This window comes from Arcobacter sp. CECT 8989 (assembly GCF_004116715.1).
Taxonomy (GTDB): domain Bacteria; phylum Campylobacterota; class Campylobacteria; order Campylobacterales; family Arcobacteraceae; genus Halarcobacter.
This window is the reverse complement of sequence record NZ_PDKE01000006.1, coordinates 116,751-137,948: the sequence shown is the minus strand read 5'-3', so window position 1 is coordinate 137,948 and position 21,198 is coordinate 116,751. Positions and strand designations below refer to the sequence as shown.

Sequence of the window (21,198 nt, the reverse complement as noted above, 5' to 3'; positions counted from 1 at the left end):
TTTATAGCTATGAAATAAGAGAGTATTGGTTAAAATAGCCCTACTAAAATTAGTAGTCAATATTAGTATAACTTATAAATGGCTACTAAGAAAAAAGGGAAAAGATGAAAAAACTTACACTTCTTTTTGTCTCATTAGCTGTTCTTTTTACAGGTTGTAATGATACAAAGAAACAAGAAACAAAACAAGAGCCTAAAGCTAAGGCTAGAACTTACACACTTACTATGGCTACGACTTGGGGACCTACTTTATCTCCACTAATTGATTCAGCACAAAACATGGCAAAATATGCTGAAACTATGTCAAATGGAAGATTAAAAATTAGAGTTGATGCCTCTAATAAACATAAGTCACCACTTGGTATTTTAGATATGGTAAAAGGTGGTCAGTACGATATGGGTCACTCTGCTTCATATTACTGGAAAGGTAAAGATATTGCAGCCCTTCCTTTTACTTCTATGCCTTTTGGTATGACTGCACCTGAGCAGTATGCATGGTTTTATGAAGGTGGAGGTTTAGAGCTTATGCAAAAAGTTTACTCAAAACATGGACTACTTTCATTTCCAGGTGGAAGTACTGGAGTTCAAATGGGTGGATGGTTTAAAGAAGAGATTAAATCTTTAGAAGATTTACAAGGTCTTAAAATGAGAATTCCTGGATTTGCAGGTGAGATTATGGCTAAACTTGGTGTTCAAGTTACAAATATCGCTCCAGGGGAACTATATACTGCTTTAGATAGAAATACTATTGATGCTTTAGAGTGGGTTGGTCCATCTATGGATATAGGAATGGGATTCCATAGAATTGCTTCATACTACTATACAGGTTGGCATGAACCAGCTTCAGAAATGCAGTTTTTAATCAATAAAAAGACTTTTGATAAGTTACCAAAAGATTTACAAGAGATTTTAGTACTTACAATTAGAACAGCGGCATATGATATGTATATCCAAAACTATGATATGAATGCAAAAGCTTGGAAAAAGATGAAAGCAGAACATCCAAATATTCAAGTAAAAACATTCCCTAAAGAGATTATGGATGAGATGAAAAAAGCAAATGCTGAACTAAGAGCAGAACTAGGAGCAAAATCTCCTGAGTTAAAAGAGATTTTAGACCACCAAGATGCTTACATGAAAGATGTAAGAGAGTGGACTGAGATGTCTGATTATTTATATATCAAAAACAATCTATAAACTAAAACCCATTGGGATTAAAACCTCCCATTGGGTCAAATCCACTATTAAAACTATTATAGTTTTGCATACTCTTATCTTCAAAACCACTTTGAGCGGATTTCATTCTAAGGTTTGTTATATCCATCTTTGGATCAATTGCCTGAGGGCATACAAAAGTACAGTTTCCACATAAAGTACAGTCCCAAACACCATCTTCTTGAATAGAAGATAAAATAGCTAATTTATCACCCTCTTTTTTATCATCTACGTATCTTAAAGCCCTTGTTAAAGCGTATGGTCCTAAGAAATTTTCATTTACTTCATAAACAGGGCATGAGCTATAACAACTTTGACATAAAATACAGTTACTTTGTCTATCTATTTGCTTTTCATCTTTTATTGAAATACTTACATCTTCCTTTTTATGCAAGAAGCTATTTGTTTTAGTTAAAAGCTCTTCTTCCTTTGAAGTATCAACTACTAAATCCTTTAAAACTTCGTAGTTTTTAAGTGGTTCTACTAAATCATTCTCTTTTAGTTTTGTTTTACAGGCTAATCTTTCCTGACCATTTACTCTTACAGAACAACAGCCACAAACTCCACTTCTACAACCATGTTTAAAAGTTAAAGTAGAGTCTTTATCTTGTTTTATTTCAACAAGATTTTCTAAAAGTGTTTTATTCTCTTTTACTTCAAACTCTTCTAAAAAAGTTTTCTCTTGATTAAATCTACTTACTTTTATTTTCATAGTGCATCTTCATAGGAAATAATATCTTGCTCTTTTTCATACTTTACAATACTAATCTTTGCAAACTCTTCTTTTTGTTCTTTAAAGTCTGTTCTAAAATGTGCCCCTCTGCTCTCTTTTCTCTCTAAAGCACACTTAGCTATTAGTTTTGCCATATAAACAGACTCTTTAAACTCTAAGAACTCTATTAAGCTTTTATTATAGACTCTGCTTTTATCTTCTATTGTAGAAACTTTTAATTTTTGCTCTAACTCTTCTAAATAAGATAATAAAGTTTTCATACTAGTTTCATCTTTAAATACTCCCAGAGATTTAAAAAGTCTCTCTCCAAACTCTTTTTTCTCTTTAGAGACATTTATTATGTTTTTATTTGAAAGTATATCATATATACTTTTTTCAAAATCTACTGTTTTGATATCTTCTTTTATAGTTACACTTTGTAAGTTTTGATAAGCACTATTTCCAGCTTTTTTTGCTAAGTAAATAACTTCCAGTAAAGAGTTACCACCTAACCTATTTGCTCCATGTATGTTTCCTTGGGCACACTCTCCACATACAAAAAGATTTTTAAGTGATGTTTTTGCATTTTCATCACATAAGATACCACCCATACTATAATGAGCAGCACTAACTATAGGCAATAACTCTTTTGAGATATCTATATCTTTAAATGTTTTTGCAAGTTCTTTTTCCTGAGGAAGAAGTTCATTTATTAGTTTTTCATCAAGATGTCTTAAATCTAAAAAGACCTTTTCATTGTTTAATAGTTTTTCACTTATTGCCCTTGAAACTTCATCCCTTGGTTTTAGTTCATCAATAAATCGATTACCGTTTACATCAACTAAATAAGCACCCTCTGCTCTAGCACTTTCACTTATTAAAGTATTTGTTCCTTCTATTGCTGTTGGGTGAAACTGTACAAACTCTAGATTTGATAATGTTGCTTCATTTTTATAAGCTTTTACTAAAGCTTCTGAGGTAGTAAAACTTGAATTTGTAGTATTGTTTTCATAAATTCCTGCATAACCACCACTTGCTAAGATTATACTCTTTGCATAAATCTTTACCACTTCCAAAGTTTTAATATCTAAAAATACAGCCCCATAAATACTCTCATCTTCTTTTATAAAATCTAAAAGAAAATACTCATTTAGAAACTCTATTTTATTTTTAATACATTGGTCATAAAGGGTATGTAAGATTTTCAAACCTGTATAGTCTGAGCTATAACAGGTTCTTTTAGCTTTTGTTCCACCAAATTTTCTTTGGGCTATATTATTTTGTTCATCTTTTGAAAATGGTACTGCTATGTCATCTAGCCAAGTAATTATCTCTTTTGATGCTTGGCACATCTTTTCTATATTACTTTTACTTGCAATACCTTTAGAAGCTGTGAAAGTATCTTCTATAAACTTTTCTATTGAATCATTTTTAGTAGTTTCTAATACAGCATTTATTCCACCTTGTGCTTGACAAGTTTGTGAATTAGTAGGATAACACTTAGAAACTACAGTTACACTGGTATTATTTACTTTTGCTTCTAATGCAGCTGTTAATCCAGCTCCTCCTGAACCAATTACAAGTATATCTGTTGTCATTCTATTCCCAGAAATCTTTTAAAGGTTGTTTCTCTTTATTAATCTCTTTGATATCAATTTCAATATCTAGGTCGTCTTTCTTTTCTTCTGCTTCAGAACTTTTTTCTTCTAAACCTAGTTTTTCTATTTGAGCTAAAGCTTCTTCAAGTTCATCTTTTTTTATTTCTTCATCTTTATAAGTTTCAGTTATTTCAATAAACTCTTCCTCTACTTCAACTTTTTTTGCTTTCTTTTTCTTAACTTTAGTTTCACCATTTTCTAAAAGTTGTTTTAAAGATAGATATTCACTCATCAACTCTTCATAAGTATCAAAATCTAAAAGCATAAACTGAGGTTTCCCATCTCTAAGTATTACTGCTTTCTCTATCTCTTTTTTTTGAAGCTTATTAAAGATATTTTTACTTTTTCTAATCAACTCGGTAGATGAAACCATCTCATCTGACCTATACTGCAAAAGATTCATGTGTACTCCTATACATATTATAGTACGTATTATAATACAAAAGATTTTATATTGTCAAATACTTTATTCATTAAAGTTGTTCTTGCTTCTACTGATGCCCATGCAACATGTGGTGTTAGTATTAATCTGTCTTTATTTTTGATTTTAAGTAAAGGATTAGTCTCTTCAATTGGCTCTTTCTCTACAACATCAAGCCCACAATATAGGCTTTTGTCTGAATCTAGTTTTACAGATAAATCACTTTCATTTATAATTCCACCACGACCTACATTTACTAAAATAGCATCTTCTTTTAGCATATCTAGATTTGTTTTATTCAGCAAATTGTATGTTGCATTATTAAGTGGAGAATGTATTGTTATTACATCTGAAGTTTTAAGTAACTCTTCTAAACTTACATTATTGTAATCTGTATTTAAATTCTTACCTGAAGTAGAATAATAATTAACTTCACTTCCAAAAGCACTTGCTATTTTTGCAACTTCTTTTCCAATATTACCAAGTCCAATTATTCCCCATTTTTTGTTTTTTAATTCAAAGAATGGTTTGTCAATATGTGTGAAAAGATTGCTTCTTGACCACTGTAATGAATCAACATACTCTTTATAATATGAAATCTTTTGAATAAGTTCTAAGACCAATGTTATTGTTAATTGAGCAACACTTGAAGTTGAATAATCAGTTACATTCTTAACTTCTACATTTGCTTTAGATGCTGCTTCAAGGTCTACATTGTTAGTTCCAGTTGCTGTTATACAAATAAGTTTAAAGTTTGACTTTTCTATAACTTCTTTTGAAAGTACTACTTTATTTGTAACTACTACATCACAATCTTGAACTCTTTGTAATGTTTCACGTGGATTTGTAGTCTCATATTTTATTACTTCACCCAAAGTTTCAAACTTGTCAAGTGAAATATCATTTCCTAAGGTTTTAGTGTCTAAAAATACAATTTTCATTTGAATACCTTTACATATTTTAATACATAAAGGTATCTAATTTTAAATAAATTATCTATTTTTTGAAGTAAATATTTGTTCAGCCCACTCAGTGATTGGACCTCTTAATACTTTTTGTAACTTAATTGCAAAGATATTCACAAGTGAGTTCTCATTTTTTGTAGATTTTAGAAGTGTAGTTAATGCATTTGTATGTTTATTTACATAGAAGTTATCAATTTGCTTATTACTTCCTAGAATTACAACTTTACAAGTGTTGTCAACCCTTGATAAAACCATTTGCATAGTTTTATTTGACATATTTTGTGCTTCATCAATTATAACAAAGGCATTAGAAAGAGTTCTTCCTCTCATTTCTCCTACCCACATTGTCTCTATTCCGTAGTTTTGAATCATTTGTTCTATTCTTTGAGTTACTTCTTGGTCATCTAACTCTTGAATATTCTCAGCATTCTTTTTATTTGCTTGTTTTCTTTTGTGTTCAGTTCTAATAATATAGTCTAAACTATCCATTAATGGGTGGTTATAGATTCTAAACTTCTCTTCATAGCCAGGAAGGTACCCTACATCCTCACCTTTATCAAGGGATTCAACAGAGTTTCTAATATAAATCACTCTTTGATAGTTTTTTTGTCTAATTAACTTTAATGCTCCACTTAATGCAAGTAAAGTTTTACCAGAACCAGCTTTTGCTTCAACAATAAGTACATTATAAAAATGAGAAAGGATTCCACAAGAAAAGAATAACTGCTCTTTATTTAAAGGAGTAATTATTTGATTTCTCATTTCACCTTCATCTAATAAAACTACTCTTTTATTTTGAACTGTTGCAAGAATAACTTGGTCAGAACCTTTTACTTTAAAACAGTAGTTAAAATTGTGGGGTGCATATTCACTATCAAGGTCTGTAATTAAGGCATTATCTAAATGCTCTGTATCTTCAAACTTTATCTCAATAGTTTTAATAAACTCATAATTAAACTCTTCTTGATTTGAACCAACAAGGGAATCAGTCTTTATATCTAAAGATACAGCTCTTGTTCTTGCCATAATATCAAGCGAAAGGAACGTTGTATTTTCATCATAATGTCTTTTTGCAAAAAGCCCCACTTCAAGTATTTTTCTATCATTTATGATATTTAAAGCCACATTTTTAGTATTTATAGCATACTCTTCACATGATATAACATCGATGATAGCTTCTTTTTGAGTTTGTATCTCTAATCTTACTATTTTGAAGTTCTCTTCTTTTTTTGTATCAATGATTTTAGAGTTCTCTAATATTCTAGCAAACTCTCTAGCTTGGAAGTTTATTTCATCAAAACCACCTTTTTTACTATCTATTTCATCAAGAACTGTTTCTGGTAAGACAATTAGATTCTTCTTTTCATCACTTAATTTAAAGATGTTTGTTGCATCTTCAAGTAAAATATTTGTATCTAGAACATAAACTTTTTCAAAACTCATTAATTCTTCTTTTCTTTTGATTTGTGATTTAATACTTTATATATTATAAAACTTCCTATTAATAGTGTTATAAGCGTAAAGCTTAGTGAAAATGTTTTTGTAACAACATATCCAACAATAAGAACTGCTAATACAGTAGGTACTTCATTATAAGCTCTAAAGAACTTTCCTTCTTTTGTATAGTTTCCTTTTTCAAGCTCTTTTCTATAGTGTCCCAAAGAAAAAGAGTAAGCAACAAGAAGTAAGACAAAAAATATCTTTGCATGAAGCCATCCATCACCTTTTAATAAATCAGGATTAATAGCTACCATTAAAAATCCACTTGCAAGAGTTGCCCACATAGCTGGCATTCCAATGTATTTATACATCTTTAATTCTTGTATTTTAACTACTTCTACAAACTCTTTTTTTTCTTTGTGTTCTGTATGATATACATAAAGTCTAGGTTGATAAAATAGCATTGCCATCCATGACATCACTGCTACAATATGAAAAACTACTATCCATAAATAGTAATCTAAAAGAAAGTCCATCTATTTTCCTTCGCTAAAAGTCTTTAGTCTTTATTTTTTTCAGCCACTCATTTAATGTTTTTTCATATCCGACATTTAATGAATCATAATATGTAGTTGGTTCTACTAAATATTGTTGCTCTACCCAACCACCATAATCATGAGGATATTTATATCCTATGTGTTTATCTTTTAGGTGTTTTGGTATTTCTAATATTCTACCATTTTGTACATCACCAAGTGCTTTATTGATACCCATATATGAAGCATTTGATTTTGGACATGAAGTTAAATAGATAATACATTGAGAAAGGATTATTCTACTTTCAGGATATCCTATCTTTGATGTTGCAACCATTGTATTTACAGCCATAGTAAGAGCATTTGGATTAGCATTTCCAATATCTTCACTTGCATGAATAACCAATCTTCTAGTAATGAACTCTACGCTCTCTCCACCATCTATAAGTCTTGCCATATAATAAAGTGCTGCATCTACATCAGACCCTCTAATTGACTTAATCATAGCACTTGCTAAATCATAGTGGCTATCTTTTGAACTAACTCCATCGCCAATTGGATACTCTCTTAACTCTTTTAGTATTTTCATAGTTACGTGAGAATCAATTTTAACGGCGAAATTAAGCAAGTTTAGCATTGCCCTAGCATCACCACTACTTGATAGGATTAAGTACTCTCTAGCATCATTATCTATCGTGTATGATATATGGTTAAATGTTCTTTTTAAAACCTCTTCCATCTCTTCTTTTGTGAAAGCTCTAAACTCATATAAAAAAGATCTAGACCTAATTGCATTTGTAAGAGTAAAGAATGGGTTTTCTGTACTGGCTCCAATAATAATTGCCTCATAGCTTTCCATTATTGGCAGTAATACTTCTTGCTGATTTTTTGATAATCTATGAACTTCATCAATAAAAACGATAGGCTTAAGTAAAGCATTTTTGTATTTTGCAAATACCTTTCTTAAATCTTCTATTTTTATAGTTGTTGCATTAAAGTAGTAATAGTCTGTATTGATATTTCTTGCAATGATTTTTGCTAGAGTAGTTTTTCCAGTTCCTGGCTTACCATAAAAAAAGAGATGGGGAATCTCTTTTTTTTCTATTAGTTTATATAGTGTTTTATCTTTACCGATTATATGTTTTTGTCCTATAAACTCATTTAGAGTTTGTGGACGTAATATGTTTGATAAATCAGTCATCTTGAGTATTTAGAAAAGATCTTAGATCTTTATATTCATCCTTAGTTAAATATCTACTTTTTCCAGTAGGAAGATTATTTAGTGTCATTCCACCAAATTCAAATCTTTTTAAGTCCATTACATTTAAACCAAAGTGTCCAAAGAATCTTCTAAGTTCTCTATTCTTACCTTCAGCAATTGCAACTTTTAGTTTAGAGAAGTTTTTATTATTTGTTAAAATTTTGTAAGCAACAAAAGGCTCAAAGTTCATAGATTTAATCTTTGACTTTTCATGGGCTCCATTACTTGCATCTTCAAGCTCTAGACCATGTAGCATAGCCTCTTCTACTTTTGGATGAATTTCACCATCTACTTTTACTTTATAGATCCTTTCTAATTTAGAGTGCATTAATTTATTTGCTACATCTACAGAATCAGTTAAAAGAATTAAACCTTCACTAGCATAATCTAGTCTACCAATTGGCATAAAGTGCTTATATTTTTTATCTAAAGAATCAAAAACAGTTTTTCTTCCTTGAGGATCATTTTTAGTTACTAACTCCCCTTTTGGTTTATTATACATTATTACTGTATACATTCTATTTTTGTCTTCTTTAATTAATTTCTTTCCAATTCTTACATCATCATTTGGAGATACTTTAGTAGCAAGGTTTGTTACAGGGTTTCCATTTATAGTAACTCTTCCTTCTTCTATTACTTTATCTGCTTCTCTTCTTGAATAGTTACTATTATGTGAGATAAACTTATTAAGTCTTGTTAATTCTACTTTTTCTTCTTCTTGCTTTTTCATTATTTGATTCCTGCTTCAATTAGGTCATGAATATGTAAAATACCTTCTATTTTACCCTCTTCATCTGTAACGATTAACACTTGAATCTTATACTCTTCTATGATTCTTAGTGCATCACTTGCTAAGATGTTTTTATCTTTTACTGTTTTAGGATTTTTAGTAGATATTGCTTCAATCTCACAATCTAATGAGAAACCATCAGACATTAATGCTCTTCTTAAATCCCCATCACTAAGAACTGAACTTAATCTATTGTTTTCATCAACAATAAGTACACTTCCTAGTCTTCCTTCACTCATAGTTACGATTGCATCTTTTAACTTTGTTTCACGTGAAACAACAGGTAAATTATCTCTTCTAAGTAAGTCATCTACTTTAATAAATAACTTCTTCCCTAAGCTACCACCTGGATGAAATGATGCAAAATCTTCTTTCTTAAAATCTCTTTTTTTCATTAAACAAACAGCTAAAGCATCACCCATAGCCATTGTTAATGTAGTAGAAGAAGTAGGAGCTGTATCTAAAGGACAAGCCTCTTTTGATACAGATATATTCATAAAGAAATCAGAATATTTACCAAGAGTAGACTCTTTTGTTTTAGCCATTGCAATTAATGGTATATCAAATCTTTTAAGGTGAGGAAGAAGTTGAATTAATTCTTCACTTTCACCGCTATAAGATATTGCTAAAACTATATCATCTTTTCCAATCATTCCTAAGTCACCATGCATAGCTTCTGTTGGATGTAAAAAGAAAGATGATGTTCCAGTACTAGCTAATGTTGCAGCTATTTTAGCTCCAACTAAACCAGACTTCCCTACTCCTGTAACAATAAGTTTTCCCTTGCAAGAAACTACTAAATCAACTGCTTTTTCTATATCAAAATCTTTGATATTTTTAGCAGCTAATAATAGTTCATTAGCTTCAATCTCTAATACATCACTTGCAATTTTATTGAAATCCATTTTTATTTCCTTATTGTACAAATAGTGTTGGTACAATCATTGGGTATTTTTTATATTTTCTGAAACAGTGTTTTCTAACAACTTTTCTTAGTTCATCTTCTAAGTATCTATTGTTTTTAAATACACCTTCTCTTGCATTTTGTAAGAAAGTTTCTAAGATATCTTCAATCTCTCTTGCAAAGTTTCTATCTTGTTTATTTGGAACAAGACCAAATGAAGTTACCTTAGGTCTACTCTCCATTTTTCTATCATTTGCATTTACTTGTGCAACAATCATAACAACACCTTCGTTTGCCATAGTTTGTCTATCAAGTACAATATCATCAGCAATTTTATGGTTCATTTGATTATCAATATAAACTTTTCCAGTCTTAACTGATCTTACTTTCTTAAGATATTTAGGTGTAACTTCAACTTGCTCACCATCACTCATAATATGTGTATTTCTCTCTAATACACCACAATCAATACCTGTTTTTGCATGTTTTAATGCATGGTTATATTCACCATGAATAGGCATGAAGAATTTAGGCTTAGCAAGTCTAATCATTAATTTTTGCTCTTCTTGTGCAGCATGTCCTGATACGTGAATTTCACTAAAGTCTTGATATGCAACTTGAGCACCAGCTTTTAATAAGTGATTAATAATAGCAGACACAGAAGCTTCATTCCCTGGAATAGCTTTAGCTGATAAAATGATTTGATCACCTGGCTTAATTTTAATATGTCTGTGCTCATGAATTGACATTCTATAAAGAGCTGACATTGACTCACCTTGGCTTCCAGTAGTTACAATAAGAACTTCTTTATCTGCATATTTATTTACTTCATGTGCATCAATAAATTGATCTCTAGGGAACTTGATATATCCTAAGCTCATTGCAATATCAAGATTTTTCTCCATTGATCTTCCAATAACACAGATTTTTCTTCCATACTTAATTCCATGCTCAATTGCTTGTGCAACTCTATGGATATTTGAAGAGAAAGTAGACATAATAACTCTACCTTTAGAAGTAGAGAACAGTCTATCAAAAGTTGGTCCTACAGTCTTCTCTGTTTTAGTAAACCCTGGAGAGTGAGAGTTTGTTGAATCAGACATTAAAAGTAAAACACCCTTCTCACCATAATGTGCAAATCTATGTAAATCTGTTGGGAAACCATCAATTGGTGTGTGGTCAATTTTAAAGTCACCTGTATGAATAATTGTTCCAGCTTCAGTTGTAATTGCTAAAGAAGATGAATCAATAATTGAGTGTGTAATATGAATCCACTCTACTTCAAAGTCACCAATTTTAATTGGAATTCTTTTTTCAACTGGGTTAAATAGTTTTCTATACTCTTTCATTTTATGTTCATCAAACTTAGAACCAATCATCTCTAATGGTAATGATGTACCATAAATAGGGAATTGCATCTCTTTAAAAAGGTATGGCATAGCACCAATATGGTCTTCATGTCCATGAGTAATTAAAACCCCTTCAATCTTATCTTTGATTTCTCTAATATAAGTGAAATCAGGGATTAAGATATCAACTCCGTGCATATCTTCATCAGGGAAACTCATTCCAACATCAACAATAATTGCACTTTTTTCAGTTTCAATTACCATCATATTTCCACCAATTTCACCTAAACCACCAAGTGGAGTAATTCTAATCTTCGCATTTGTAGATAGATTTAGTTTATTGTGCGGGTTTAACCTATTTTTATGAGACTTCTCATTTATAATATAAGCTTTTCTTAAATCAGCATTCCAAGTTTTTGTAGACTTACCAGCATTTGTTTTAGCTCTACTGTTATTTGGTCTTCTTTTTTTATTGTTATAAACTTTTTTGTCAGTTTTTTGATTTTGATTATTTGGTTTATTTGTAGTTTGTTTTTTTTCTTGTTCTTGCTGTTTAGGCTTGTTTTCGTTTTGTTCTTGTACTTGTACTTTAACTTCGTTCTTTTCCATTCTTCACCTTTATATACATTTGGCTATACAAAGATGCGCTAAGCTCATGAGGTCTTAAAGTTTCTATTAATTCAAGGTCACTGTAAACATCAGATAAAAGTTTTTTATCATAAACTGAAGAAAGATTTTTAATAAGTTTCTTTCGAGGTTGCGAGAAGCACACCTTTAAGAACTTTAAAAAACTTTTATCTAGTTTTACACCTAAATCTTTCTTGATAAATAAAATTGAAGACATAACTTTTGGAGCTGGATCAAAAGATTCAGGAGGTACATCAAATAGTATCCTTGCCTCTTTTGAAGCCAATTTTGTAATAACTCCTAGCCCTGAAAACTCTTTTTCACCTTCTGATGCTGCAAACTTCAGAGCTACTTCTTTTTGTATCATTACAATAATGTTCTCGCAATTATCGTCTTCAATTGCCCTTAAAATAATATTCGTTGCAATATAGTACGGTAAGTTAGCTATTAAATCATAGCCTCCTTCGTAAAGTGTACTTTTTTCATTCCAAACTTTTAGAACGTCAGTGTGGATCAGTTCAAAACGTTTCTCGTGGATGTCAATTGCAAACTTAGTCTTTAAAATACCAATTAAATCAGTATCTACTTCATACGCTAACGTATCTTTGTACTTGACTAATTTTTCTGTCAAATCACCTAAGCCAGGCCCAATTTCCACGATCTTATTATCATTTTTGGGCATCGATTGGATGATCCTATCTAATACAGTACTATCTTTTAAAAAGTTTTGTCCGAATTTTTTCTTTGCTTTAACTATAACCTTCTCCTACTAAGAACTAAAGAGTATATCTGTATTTAACTTACAATTAGATAAGATTTTTGCTTAATTTCAATAAGGATTAAGTTTTGAGTTATTTCGCAAAAAGAATCATACCTTGCTTAGATGTAAAAGATGGAAGAGTAGTTAAAGGGGTAAACTTCGTAGGTCTTAGAGATGCAGGAGACCCAGTAGAAGTTGCAAAAAGATATAACAATGAAGGTGCAGATGAAATCACTTTTTTAGATATTACTGCAAGTCATGAAAATAGAGATACTATCGTTGACATTGTAAAAGATGTAGCTAAAGAAGTATTTATTCCACTAACAGTTGGTGGAGGAATTAGAAAACTTGATGATATTTATAAACTACTAAATGTAGGTTGTGATAAAGTTTCAGTTAACTCTTCAGCAGTTGTAAATCCAGATTTTATTGATGAAGGTGCAAAAAGGTTTGGTAGCCAATGCATTGTTGTTGCAATTGATGTAAAAAAAGTTGAAGATGGCTCATACCATGTTTTTGTAAAAGGTGGAAGAGAAGACACAGGACTTGATGCAGTACAATGGGCAAAAGAGGTTTATAATAGAGGTGCAGGTGAAATCCTATTAACATCTATGGACACTGATGGAGCTAAAACAGGATTTGAACTAGATATAACATCACAAATCTCTAAAATAGTTGATATTCCAGTTATTGCTAGTGGTGGTGCTGGAACAATGGAACACATGAAAGAAGCTTTTGAATGTGGAGCAAGTGCAGCTTTAGCAGCATCAATTTTCCACTTTAAAGAGATTGATATCATGGAACTAAAACACTATTTAAGAGAGAATAACATTCCCGTAAGGATTTAAAATGAAATTTTTAACGCTACTTATTTTACCAGTTTTCTTGTTTTCTTTTGAAGTAAATTTTAATAAAAAGTTTTCAAAAAGTTTAGCTGAGGATACTTTAACAACATACTTTTCAGTTGTAGTTGAAGGAGATAGTGAAAAAGAGATAAATAAAACTCTTAAAAAATTCAATAAAAAGATAAAGAAGTATAATAAAATTGAAAAAGATAGTGGTACACTAACTGTAAGACCACAATATAGGACTTCAAAGAATGCTCCAAAGATTACTGGATACAGAGGTGAATTAAGATATAAAGTAAGTTCAAATCATGCAAGTTATATAAATGAATTTGTTAGTGAGATGATTGAACTAAAAGAAAAAAGAAGTACAAATATAATTATTAGTAATCTTAGATGGACAGTTAAAGATTCAACTTATGATGTTGCAAATGATATCTTAAGACTTGAAGCAATTAATTGGGGAACTAGATATGCTAGAAACTTATCAAAAGATTTAAACTTAGAGTGTAAAGTAAAAAATATCTCAATAAATAGTTCAAACTATAGACCTATGGCAAAAATGGTTTACTCAAATGCTGAAATGTCAGATGAAAATATTGCAGTACCAGAATCTAACAAAGAAGATATTTCAATTAACCCATCATTTGTTTTGGAGTGTAAATAATGATTATTTGTGCAGGAAGAAATGAAACATTCAATTTTGCAAAAGAGATGGGTGTAGGATTAATCGAAAGTGCGATTAATCTTACACGACAATGTCTTTTTGACAAACCAGAGTTTTTACTTTTTATTGGAAGTGCAGGAAGCTATGGAAATCATAAGATATTTGATATTGTAGAATCAAAAAGAGCTGCTAATATTGAACTGTCATTTTTAGAAGACAACTCTTATACTCCATTAGATAATGTATTAGAGTCTGAAAATAAAATGGTAAGAAATGATACTATCATAAACTCTTCTAACTATATTTCAAAAAACTTTGAACTATCAAAAAACTTTAATGAGTATGGAATTGGTGCAGAGAATATGGAGTTCTACTCTATTTTGCAAGTAGCAAAGGAGTTTGAAATTCCAGTTGCTGGAATATTTGTTATTACAAACTATACAAATGAAAATGCTCACGAAGACTTCTTAAAAAATCACAAAGAAGCAATGGAAAAACTAACTTCATATTTACTAGAAAAACAAATCATTAAGTAATACTTTTCAAATGTTTCACGTGAAACACCGTAAAGAAAACGTAAATAGTTTTACGTTTTTAGGTGTTGAAAATGAAATGGTAAGCAAGCTTGCATCCATGTAACGAGAGAAACACTCTAAGAAAAATATCATATATTAATATAAACCTTTAATCTCTACACGATAAAACTACAACAATAATATAAACTAACCTATTTACTTTAACTGTTACAAATAAAAGATTTTGTACACTTCAAAATTAGTTTAAAGCTTAAAAGGAAAGCTATGAGTACAATCTATGATTTCACATTAGATGAATTAAAAGAAAAGTTAAAACCAAGCTTCAGAGCAAAGCAAGTTTATAACTGGATATATAAAAAATATGTAACATCTTATGATGACATGAAAAATATCCCAAACGATTTAAAAGAGCAATTAAAAGAAAACTATGAGATAGATATTCTAAAAATAGTTAAAAAAGAAAAAAGTCTTGATGGAAGTATTAAATATCTTTTCCAATTAAAAGATGGACACACAGTTGAGTCTGTTTTATTACTTATGAAAGATAAAAAGATAAATGAAGATGGTTCAATTGAAAGAGGAGAAAAATATACTGTTTGTATTTCTACTCAAGTTGGATGTAAAGTTGGATGTACTTTCTGTCTAACAGCAAAAGGTGGATTTGTTAGAAACCTTTCTGTTGGTGAAATAGTAAATCAAATTGTTCAAATAAAAAGAGATAATGAAATAGCAGAGAACAAAACACTTAATATTGTGTTTATGGGAATGGGTGAACCACTTGATAACTATAAGAACTTTGTTCACTCTGTAAAGGTATTCTCTGAGCTTGATGGACTTGCAATATCAAGAAGAAGACAAACTGTATCAACTTCTGGATTATCTTCTAAAATAGAAAAACTAGGAAATGAAGATTTAGGTATTCAACTTGCTATCTCACTTCATGCTGTTGATGATGAGTTAAGAAGTGAACTTATTCCAATGAATAAAGCATACAATATTAAATCAATTATTGATGCTGTTAGAAAGTTTCCAGTTGATGCTAGAAAAAAAGTTATGTTTGAATATCTAGTAATAAAAGATAAAAATGATGATATTGCTTCTGCACAAAAACTTCTAAAACTTCTTGATGGAATAAAAGCAAAAGTAAATCTAATCTATTTTAACCCATATCCAGGAACTACATATCAAAGACCACAAAGGGACGATATGGTAAAATTCCAAGAATATCTAACTAGTAGAGGTTTACTATGTACTATTAGAGAATCTAAAGGATTAGATATCTCAGCAGCATGTGGACAACTTAAAGAAAAGGAAACAAATGGAACCTCTTGATTTAGCAATGCTGATTTTTATCGCAGGTGTTGCAATAATTTCTGCAATTGGATTTTTTAAATCTTACAAAAATAAAGACAAATAAGGATTACAAAGATGGCAATTACTAGATTTGCTCCAAGTCCAACAGGATATTTACATATTGGTGGTTTAAGAACTGCACTTTATAGTTACCTATGGGCTAGAAAAACAAATGGGGAATTCAAACTAAGAATTGAAGACACTGATACTCAAAGAAATAATGATGATGCAATGAAAGCTATTATTGAAGCTTTTGATTGGGTTGGTTTATCTTATGATGGAGAAGTAGAATATCAATCAAAAAGACTTGATATCTACCAAAAATATATTCAACAACTTCTTGATGAAGGTAAAGCATATAAGTGCTACATGTCAAGAGAAGAGCTAGATGCTTTAAGAGAAGAGCAAATGGCAAATAAACAAACTCCTAGATATGATGGAACATGGAGACCAGAAGATGGTAAAACTCTTCCAGAGATTCCTGAAGGTGTTGAACCAGTTGTTAGAATCAAAGCTCCAAGTGATGGAATAATTACTTTTATTGATGGTGTAAAATCAATTATGAACTTTGACTCTTCAGAAGTTGATGACTTTGTAATTGCAAGATCTAATGGTATTCCAACTTATAACTTTGTTGTTGCTATTGATGATGCACTTATGGGAATGACTGATGTTATTAGAGGTGATGACCACTTAACAAATACTCCAAAACAAATTGTTATCTATGAAGCACTTGGTTTTGAAGTTCCTAAATTTTATCACGTTCCAATGATTAATAATCCTCAAGGTAAAAAACTATCTAAAAGAGATGGTGCGATGGATGTTATGGATTACAAAAGAAAAGGTTATCTTCCAGAAGCACTTTTAAACTTCTTAGTTAGACTTGGATGGTCAAACAAAGACCAAGAAATTTTCTCAATGGATGAGATGTTAGAACTTTTTGATCCTTCAAATATCAATAAATCTGCATCTGCATATAATGAAGAAAAACTATTATGGTTAAATGCTCACTACATCAAAAATGTTTCTAATGAAAGATTAGCAAAAGAGTTAGAGTTTTTTGATTGTCACATTGATGGACATGATAAAAAAGAGATGTTACTTGACCTTTCAAAAGAGAGAGCACAAACATTAGTTGAGTTAAAAGAAGCAATTGAAAAGATTACAAATGTTCCTACAGAGTATGAAGCTAAAGGAAGTAAAAAGTTTGTAAAAGAGAACACAATTAAAATTTTAGAGAGTTATATTCAACTACTTGAAGAAAATAAAGATTCTCTACATTTAGCTTGTGATTATGAACTACATACTAAGCCATTTATTGAAGAGTTTGAGCTTAAATTCCCTCAACTATTCCAACCAATTAGAATTGCTCTTACAGGTGGAACACAAGCTCCTTCTGTATATGATATCATGGCGATTTTAGGCTTTGAAGAAACAAAAACAAGAATAAATAACGCAATTAGTGCAAACTTTGGTAAAGAAGCTTAAAAAAAACTTGCATATTTACAAATAATAAGGCATAATGTTCTTTACTTAAACAAAGGAATAAAAGTAATGAACATTTATGTTGGAAATCTATCATTTAGAATGGGTGATAGTGATTTAGAAAAAGTTTTCGCTGAGTTCGGTGAAGTAAAAAGCGCTAAGGTTATCACAGATAGAGAAACTGGAAGATCAAAAGGTTTTGGTTTTGTTGAAATGGCAGATGCTGCATCTGGTTCTGAAGCAATTGAAAAACTGAATGGTAACGAAGTTGAAGGTAGAACTTTAAGAGTTAACGAAGCTAAACCAAGAGAAGAGAGACCTAGAAGACAATTCTAGTCTTCTCTTATCGAAAACTACAATAAAATATAAAATCAAAACTTACAGTTATATAATGGAACCCCTTCTTAAGGAGAAGTCTCTTTGCTGGTTGGTTGTTTGGTTATATTATGTCTATGTGTAAGTTAGAGTTCCATTATATTTGCTAAAACTGTAGAAGTATTTTACTTCTTTTATGTGTAGTTATCGTGTGATAACTACACATTTTTTTTCTTTTAATGGGAAATATCTATTTCCGCCATTTTACCCTTTTTTCTAATTGCAAGTATATAAAAAATTGCAGGTATTATCACTAATGTTAATATCGCGGAAGAAGTCATTCCTCCAATCATAGGTGCAGCTATTCTTTGCATTACTTCACTTCCTACTCCATCAATATACATAATAGGAATAAGCCCACCTAAGATTGCAAACAGTGTCATAAGCTTTGGTCTAAGTCTTAATACTGCCCCTTTATAAATCGCATGGAAGATATCAGTATTATCTGGTTCTTCACACTTCTCTTGTAGCTCTTTCATTGCTTCATGTAAATATACAAGCATCACTATAGAAGTCTCAGCTGCAACTCCAAGTAAAGCTAAGAATCCAACAACAACCGCTATTGACATATTAAAGTTTAGAATTTCTAAATAAAATACTCCACCTGTTAGGGCAAACGGTAAAGTAAAAAATATAATCATCGTATATGTAATATTTTTAAGTGCAAAATATATAAGAATAAATATCAACACAAAAGTTAGAGGAATAATATAAGCTAACTTTTCCATAGCAGACTCTAAATATTCACTCTGCCCTGCCCACTCATAATAAAAGCCTTCAGGAAGCTTCATATCAGCTAGAATCTCTTTAGCCTCATCTTTGTATTGTTTTGATGAGATATCAGCTTTAGGAGTGATATAAATGAAGTTAACATTAAGTGCTTTCTCTGATTTAATAACAGATGGTCCCTCATCATAATTTAACTTAGCAAACATCTCTAAAGGTTGGAATCCAAGTTTAGTTTTTACTTGAAGATTATTTAAAGCATTTATATCTTCCCTTTGAGTTGTTTCAAACCTTAATGAAACTGGGTATCTCTCTAAGCCATCAAATAGCGTTGTAACTTTTGAAGCTGCAACACCTAAAGACACAGTAGATAAAATATCATTTTTTGTAATTCCGTATCTTGATAACATCTGCTCATCAATATCAATATTTAAATAGTATCCAGAGTTAATCTTATCAGTTGATACAGACAGAGTTGAATCAAGTTTTTTAAGTCTTTTCTCAAACTCTAAAGCAGTATCTTCTAACTTTTGATGGTCATTTCCATAAAGCTTTATTCCTAAAGGAGTTCTAATACCTGTTAAAAGCATATCAATTCTACCTCTAATTGGATATGTCCATGAGTTAATAAGACCAGCTACTTGAAGTTTTTGGTCCATCTCATGCATAAGCTTTTTATATGTCATTCCCTCTCGCCACTGCTCTTCTGGCTTAAATGTAACTATTGTTTCAATCATTGCTAATGGTGCTGGGTCAGTTGCAGTATCTGCTCGCCCTGCTTTACCAAATACTGTATCTACTTCAGGAAAAAACTTTAATATTTGATTTGTTTTTTGAGTTAATTCCTTTGATAAATCAACACCAATACCATATGGAGTTACTGGCATATACATAAAAGTTTGCTCATTCATCATAGGCATAAACTCCCAATTTAACTTTTTATATACTGGATATACAAGAGCTAAAGTAAGAACAAAAAATGCAACTATTAAAAATCTAAATTTAAGTGATAGTTTTAAAATAGGAGAATAAAGCTTCACAAAAAATCTATTTAAAATATTTTTGTCTTCACTTAGAATTTTTCCCTTTATAAAATAAATCATAAGTATAGGAACAATAGTAATAGATAAAATAGCTCCAGCTACCATTGCAAATGTTTTAGTAAAAGCTAAAGGTGTAAACAATCTTCCTTCTTGCCCTGTAAGAGCAAATATAGGTAAGAAAGAAACCACAACAAGAACTAGAGCAAAGAAGATTGGTCGTCCTACTTGCTTTGAAGACTTGATTATAATATCAATTCTTTCTTTATTTGAGATATCTTCTTTATCTTGAAGATGTTTATGGGCATTTTCAACCATAACAATAGTTGCATCAACCATAGCTCCAATTGCAATAGCTATACCTCCTAAACTCATAATGTTTGAACCTAAGTTAAAGAACTTCATCAGTAAAAAAGTAATCATAACTGTAAGTGGTAAAGTAATGATAATAATTAGTGCTGACCTAAAGTGAAATAAAAACAGAGCCACAATAATCATAACTATAATTGACTCTTCAATAAGAGTATTTTTTAGTGTATCAATTGCTTTATCAATAAGTGAACTTCTATCATATACTTCAACAACTTCTACATCATCTATTTTTAAAGTATCAAGTTTAGCTTTAACTCTTTTTATTACTGAATAAGGATTTTCACCATACCTAACAACCACAATTCCACCAACAGTTTCACCTTCACCATTTAAATCGGCCATACCTCTTCTATTTGATGAAGTGATATTAACACTTGCAATATCTTTTACAAATAAAGGATTAGCATCAAAAGTCTTTACAGTAATATTTTCAATATCTTCAACAGTTTTTAGAAAACCTTTTGCTTGAACCATGTGTTCAAAACCATTTTCTAAAATGATTCTTCCACCTTTTTCATCATTGTTTGACTCTAAGGCTTTTTTTAAATCAGCAATTGAAACATCATATTGCACCATCTTATCTTGGTCAATAGTGATTTCATAGTTTTTAATAAATCCACCAATAGATGCAATCTCACTAACTCCATCCACACCTAAAAGTGCAAACTTATAATAGTAGTCTTGTAGCGTTCTTAACTCATCAAGGGATTTTGTATCTGATTTTAAAGCATATTGATAAGCCCAACCAACACCTGTAGCATCTGGACCGATAGCTACATCAACACCTTCAGGGAAAGCACCTTGAAGTTGTGAAAGCTGCTCTAGAATTCTATTTCTAGAATCATAAAGATCTGTTCCATCTTTAAATATCACATAAATAAGCGCATTTTGAAATGAACTCATTGCTCTTACAGTCTCAATATTTGGAAGACTCATAAGATTTGAAATAAGAGGATATGAAACTTGCTCTTCTATAGTCTTAGGACTTTGCCCTGCCCACTTCACTTGCACAATTACTTGAGGAGGTGAAAGGTCAGGAAGTGCATCTAAGCTTGTATTTTTGATAGCCCAAATAGAGCCAATAGCTAATACAAGCATTGCAAAGATAATTAAAAATTTGTTTTTTATACTTTGTAAAATAATTGATTCAACCATAATAAAT

19 protein-coding genes are annotated in these 21,198 nt (G+C 30.6%); 7 read left to right on the top strand and 12 right to left on the bottom strand.

Annotation, left to right across the window (positions count from 1 at the left end; genetic code table 11):
- Positions 1 to 104: 104 nt before the first annotated feature.
- The gene (gene dctP / locus CRV02_RS07660) at positions 105 to 1,196 is read left to right on the top strand and encodes a TRAP transporter substrate-binding protein DctP (protein WP_129089827.1); all 1,092 of its coding nucleotides are present in this window, start codon (positions 105 to 107) and stop codon (positions 1,194 to 1,196) included.
- Between the two features lies 1 nt (position 1,197).
- Here the strand turns inward: dctP and CRV02_RS07655 are convergent, their stop codons facing one another.
- From CRV02_RS07655 to rsmA, 11 genes are read right to left on the bottom strand one after another with little or no spacing between them, the layout of a single operon-like run.
- A complete protein-coding gene (locus CRV02_RS07655; RefSeq protein ID WP_129089826.1) occupies positions 1,198 to 1,926 on the bottom strand; it encodes a succinate dehydrogenase/fumarate reductase iron-sulfur subunit in 729 nt (242 codons plus the stop codon).
- Positions 1,923 to 3,524 carry an FAD-binding protein gene (locus tag CRV02_RS07650; protein WP_129089825.1) on the bottom strand — a complete coding sequence of 534 codons (1,602 nt, stop codon included), beginning with the start codon at positions 3,522 to 3,524 and terminating at the stop codon, positions 1,923 to 1,925. The genes CRV02_RS07655 and CRV02_RS07650 overlap by 4 nt, the downstream gene beginning before the upstream one ends.
- Position 3,525: 1 nt before the next feature.
- Positions 3,526 to 3,987 (bottom strand): hypothetical protein, encoded by a 462-nt coding sequence (locus tag CRV02_RS07645; RefSeq protein WP_129089824.1) that lies wholly within the window; start codon positions 3,985 to 3,987, stop codon positions 3,526 to 3,528.
- Between the two features lie 29 nt (positions 3,988 to 4,016).
- Positions 4,017 to 4,946: a D-2-hydroxyacid dehydrogenase gene (locus CRV02_RS07640; protein ID WP_129089823.1), complete on the bottom strand. Its 930-nt coding sequence runs from the start codon at positions 4,944 to 4,946 to the stop codon at positions 4,017 to 4,019.
- Between the two features lie 51 nt (positions 4,947 to 4,997).
- Positions 4,998 to 6,413, bottom strand: a complete 1,416-nt coding sequence (locus CRV02_RS07635) for a PhoH family protein (RefSeq protein ID WP_129089822.1) — start codon at positions 6,411 to 6,413, stop codon at positions 4,998 to 5,000.
- Positions 6,413 to 6,946: a protoporphyrinogen oxidase HemJ gene (gene hemJ, locus CRV02_RS07630; protein WP_129089821.1), complete on the bottom strand. Its 534-nt coding sequence runs from the start codon at positions 6,944 to 6,946 to the stop codon at positions 6,413 to 6,415. The genes CRV02_RS07635 and hemJ overlap by 1 nt, the downstream gene beginning before the upstream one ends.
- 13 nt (positions 6,947 to 6,959) lie before the next feature.
- Positions 6,960 to 8,147, bottom strand: coding sequence for a replication-associated recombination protein A (locus CRV02_RS07625; protein WP_129089820.1), 1,188 nt, complete (start codon positions 8,145 to 8,147; stop codon positions 6,960 to 6,962).
- On the bottom strand, positions 8,140 to 8,937 hold the full coding sequence (locus tag CRV02_RS07620) for a pseudouridine synthase (protein ID WP_129089819.1): 798 nt from the start codon (positions 8,935 to 8,937) through the stop codon (positions 8,140 to 8,142). The genes CRV02_RS07625 and CRV02_RS07620 overlap by 8 nt, the downstream gene beginning before the upstream one ends.
- On the bottom strand, positions 8,937 to 9,902 hold the full coding sequence (locus CRV02_RS07615; RefSeq protein WP_129089818.1) for an SIS domain-containing protein: 966 nt from the start codon (positions 9,900 to 9,902) through the stop codon (positions 8,937 to 8,939). Before CRV02_RS07615 ends, CRV02_RS07620 begins: the two co-directional genes overlap by 1 nt.
- 10 nt (positions 9,903 to 9,912) lie before the next feature.
- Positions 9,913 to 11,859 (bottom strand): ribonuclease J, encoded by a 1,947-nt coding sequence (locus CRV02_RS07610; protein WP_129089817.1) that lies wholly within the window; start codon positions 11,857 to 11,859, stop codon positions 9,913 to 9,915.
- Positions 11,840 to 12,634 (bottom strand): 16S rRNA (adenine(1518)-N(6)/adenine(1519)-N(6))-dimethyltransferase RsmA, encoded by a 795-nt coding sequence (gene rsmA, locus CRV02_RS07605; RefSeq protein ID WP_129089816.1) that lies wholly within the window; start codon positions 12,632 to 12,634, stop codon positions 11,840 to 11,842. Before rsmA ends, CRV02_RS07610 begins: the two co-directional genes overlap by 20 nt.
- An 89-nt stretch (positions 12,635 to 12,723) precedes the next feature.
- On the opposite strand from rsmA, the gene hisF reads away from it, so the two are divergent.
- The 6 genes from hisF (at position 12,724) to CRV02_RS07575 (ending at position 17,859) form a co-directional block, all read left to right on the top strand.
- Positions 12,724 to 13,485: an imidazole glycerol phosphate synthase subunit HisF gene (gene hisF / locus CRV02_RS07600; RefSeq protein ID WP_129089815.1), complete on the top strand. Its 762-nt coding sequence runs from the start codon at positions 12,724 to 12,726 to the stop codon at positions 13,483 to 13,485.
- Between the two features lies 1 nt (position 13,486).
- On the top strand, positions 13,487 to 14,149 hold the full coding sequence (locus CRV02_RS07595) for an SIMPL domain-containing protein (RefSeq protein WP_129089814.1): 663 nt from the start codon (positions 13,487 to 13,489) through the stop codon (positions 14,147 to 14,149).
- Positions 14,149 to 14,685 carry a purine-nucleoside phosphorylase gene (locus CRV02_RS07590; RefSeq protein ID WP_129089813.1) on the top strand — a complete coding sequence of 179 codons (537 nt, stop codon included), beginning with the start codon at positions 14,149 to 14,151 and terminating at the stop codon, positions 14,683 to 14,685. Before CRV02_RS07595 ends, CRV02_RS07590 begins: the two co-directional genes overlap by 1 nt.
- Before the next feature lie 264 nt (positions 14,686 to 14,949).
- Positions 14,950 to 16,017 (top strand): 23S rRNA (adenine(2503)-C(2))-methyltransferase RlmN, encoded by a 1,068-nt coding sequence (gene rlmN / locus CRV02_RS07585; protein WP_129089812.1) that lies wholly within the window; start codon positions 14,950 to 14,952, stop codon positions 16,015 to 16,017.
- Positions 16,018 to 16,113: 96 nt separating this feature from the next.
- The gene (gene gltX / locus CRV02_RS07580) at positions 16,114 to 17,526 is read left to right on the top strand and encodes a glutamate--tRNA ligase (protein WP_129089811.1); all 1,413 of its coding nucleotides are present in this window, start codon (positions 16,114 to 16,116) and stop codon (positions 17,524 to 17,526) included.
- A 66-nt stretch (positions 17,527 to 17,592) separates the two neighbouring features.
- Positions 17,593 to 17,859, top strand: a complete 267-nt coding sequence (locus tag CRV02_RS07575; protein WP_129084057.1) for an RNA-binding protein — start codon at positions 17,593 to 17,595, stop codon at positions 17,857 to 17,859.
- Between the two features lie 215 nt (positions 17,860 to 18,074).
- Here the strand turns inward: CRV02_RS07575 and CRV02_RS07570 are convergent, their stop codons facing one another.
- Entirely contained in the window at positions 18,075 to 21,191 is a 3,117-nt protein-coding gene (locus CRV02_RS07570) for an efflux RND transporter permease subunit (protein ID WP_129089810.1), read from the bottom strand.
- Positions 21,192 to 21,198: the final 7 nt, after the last annotated feature.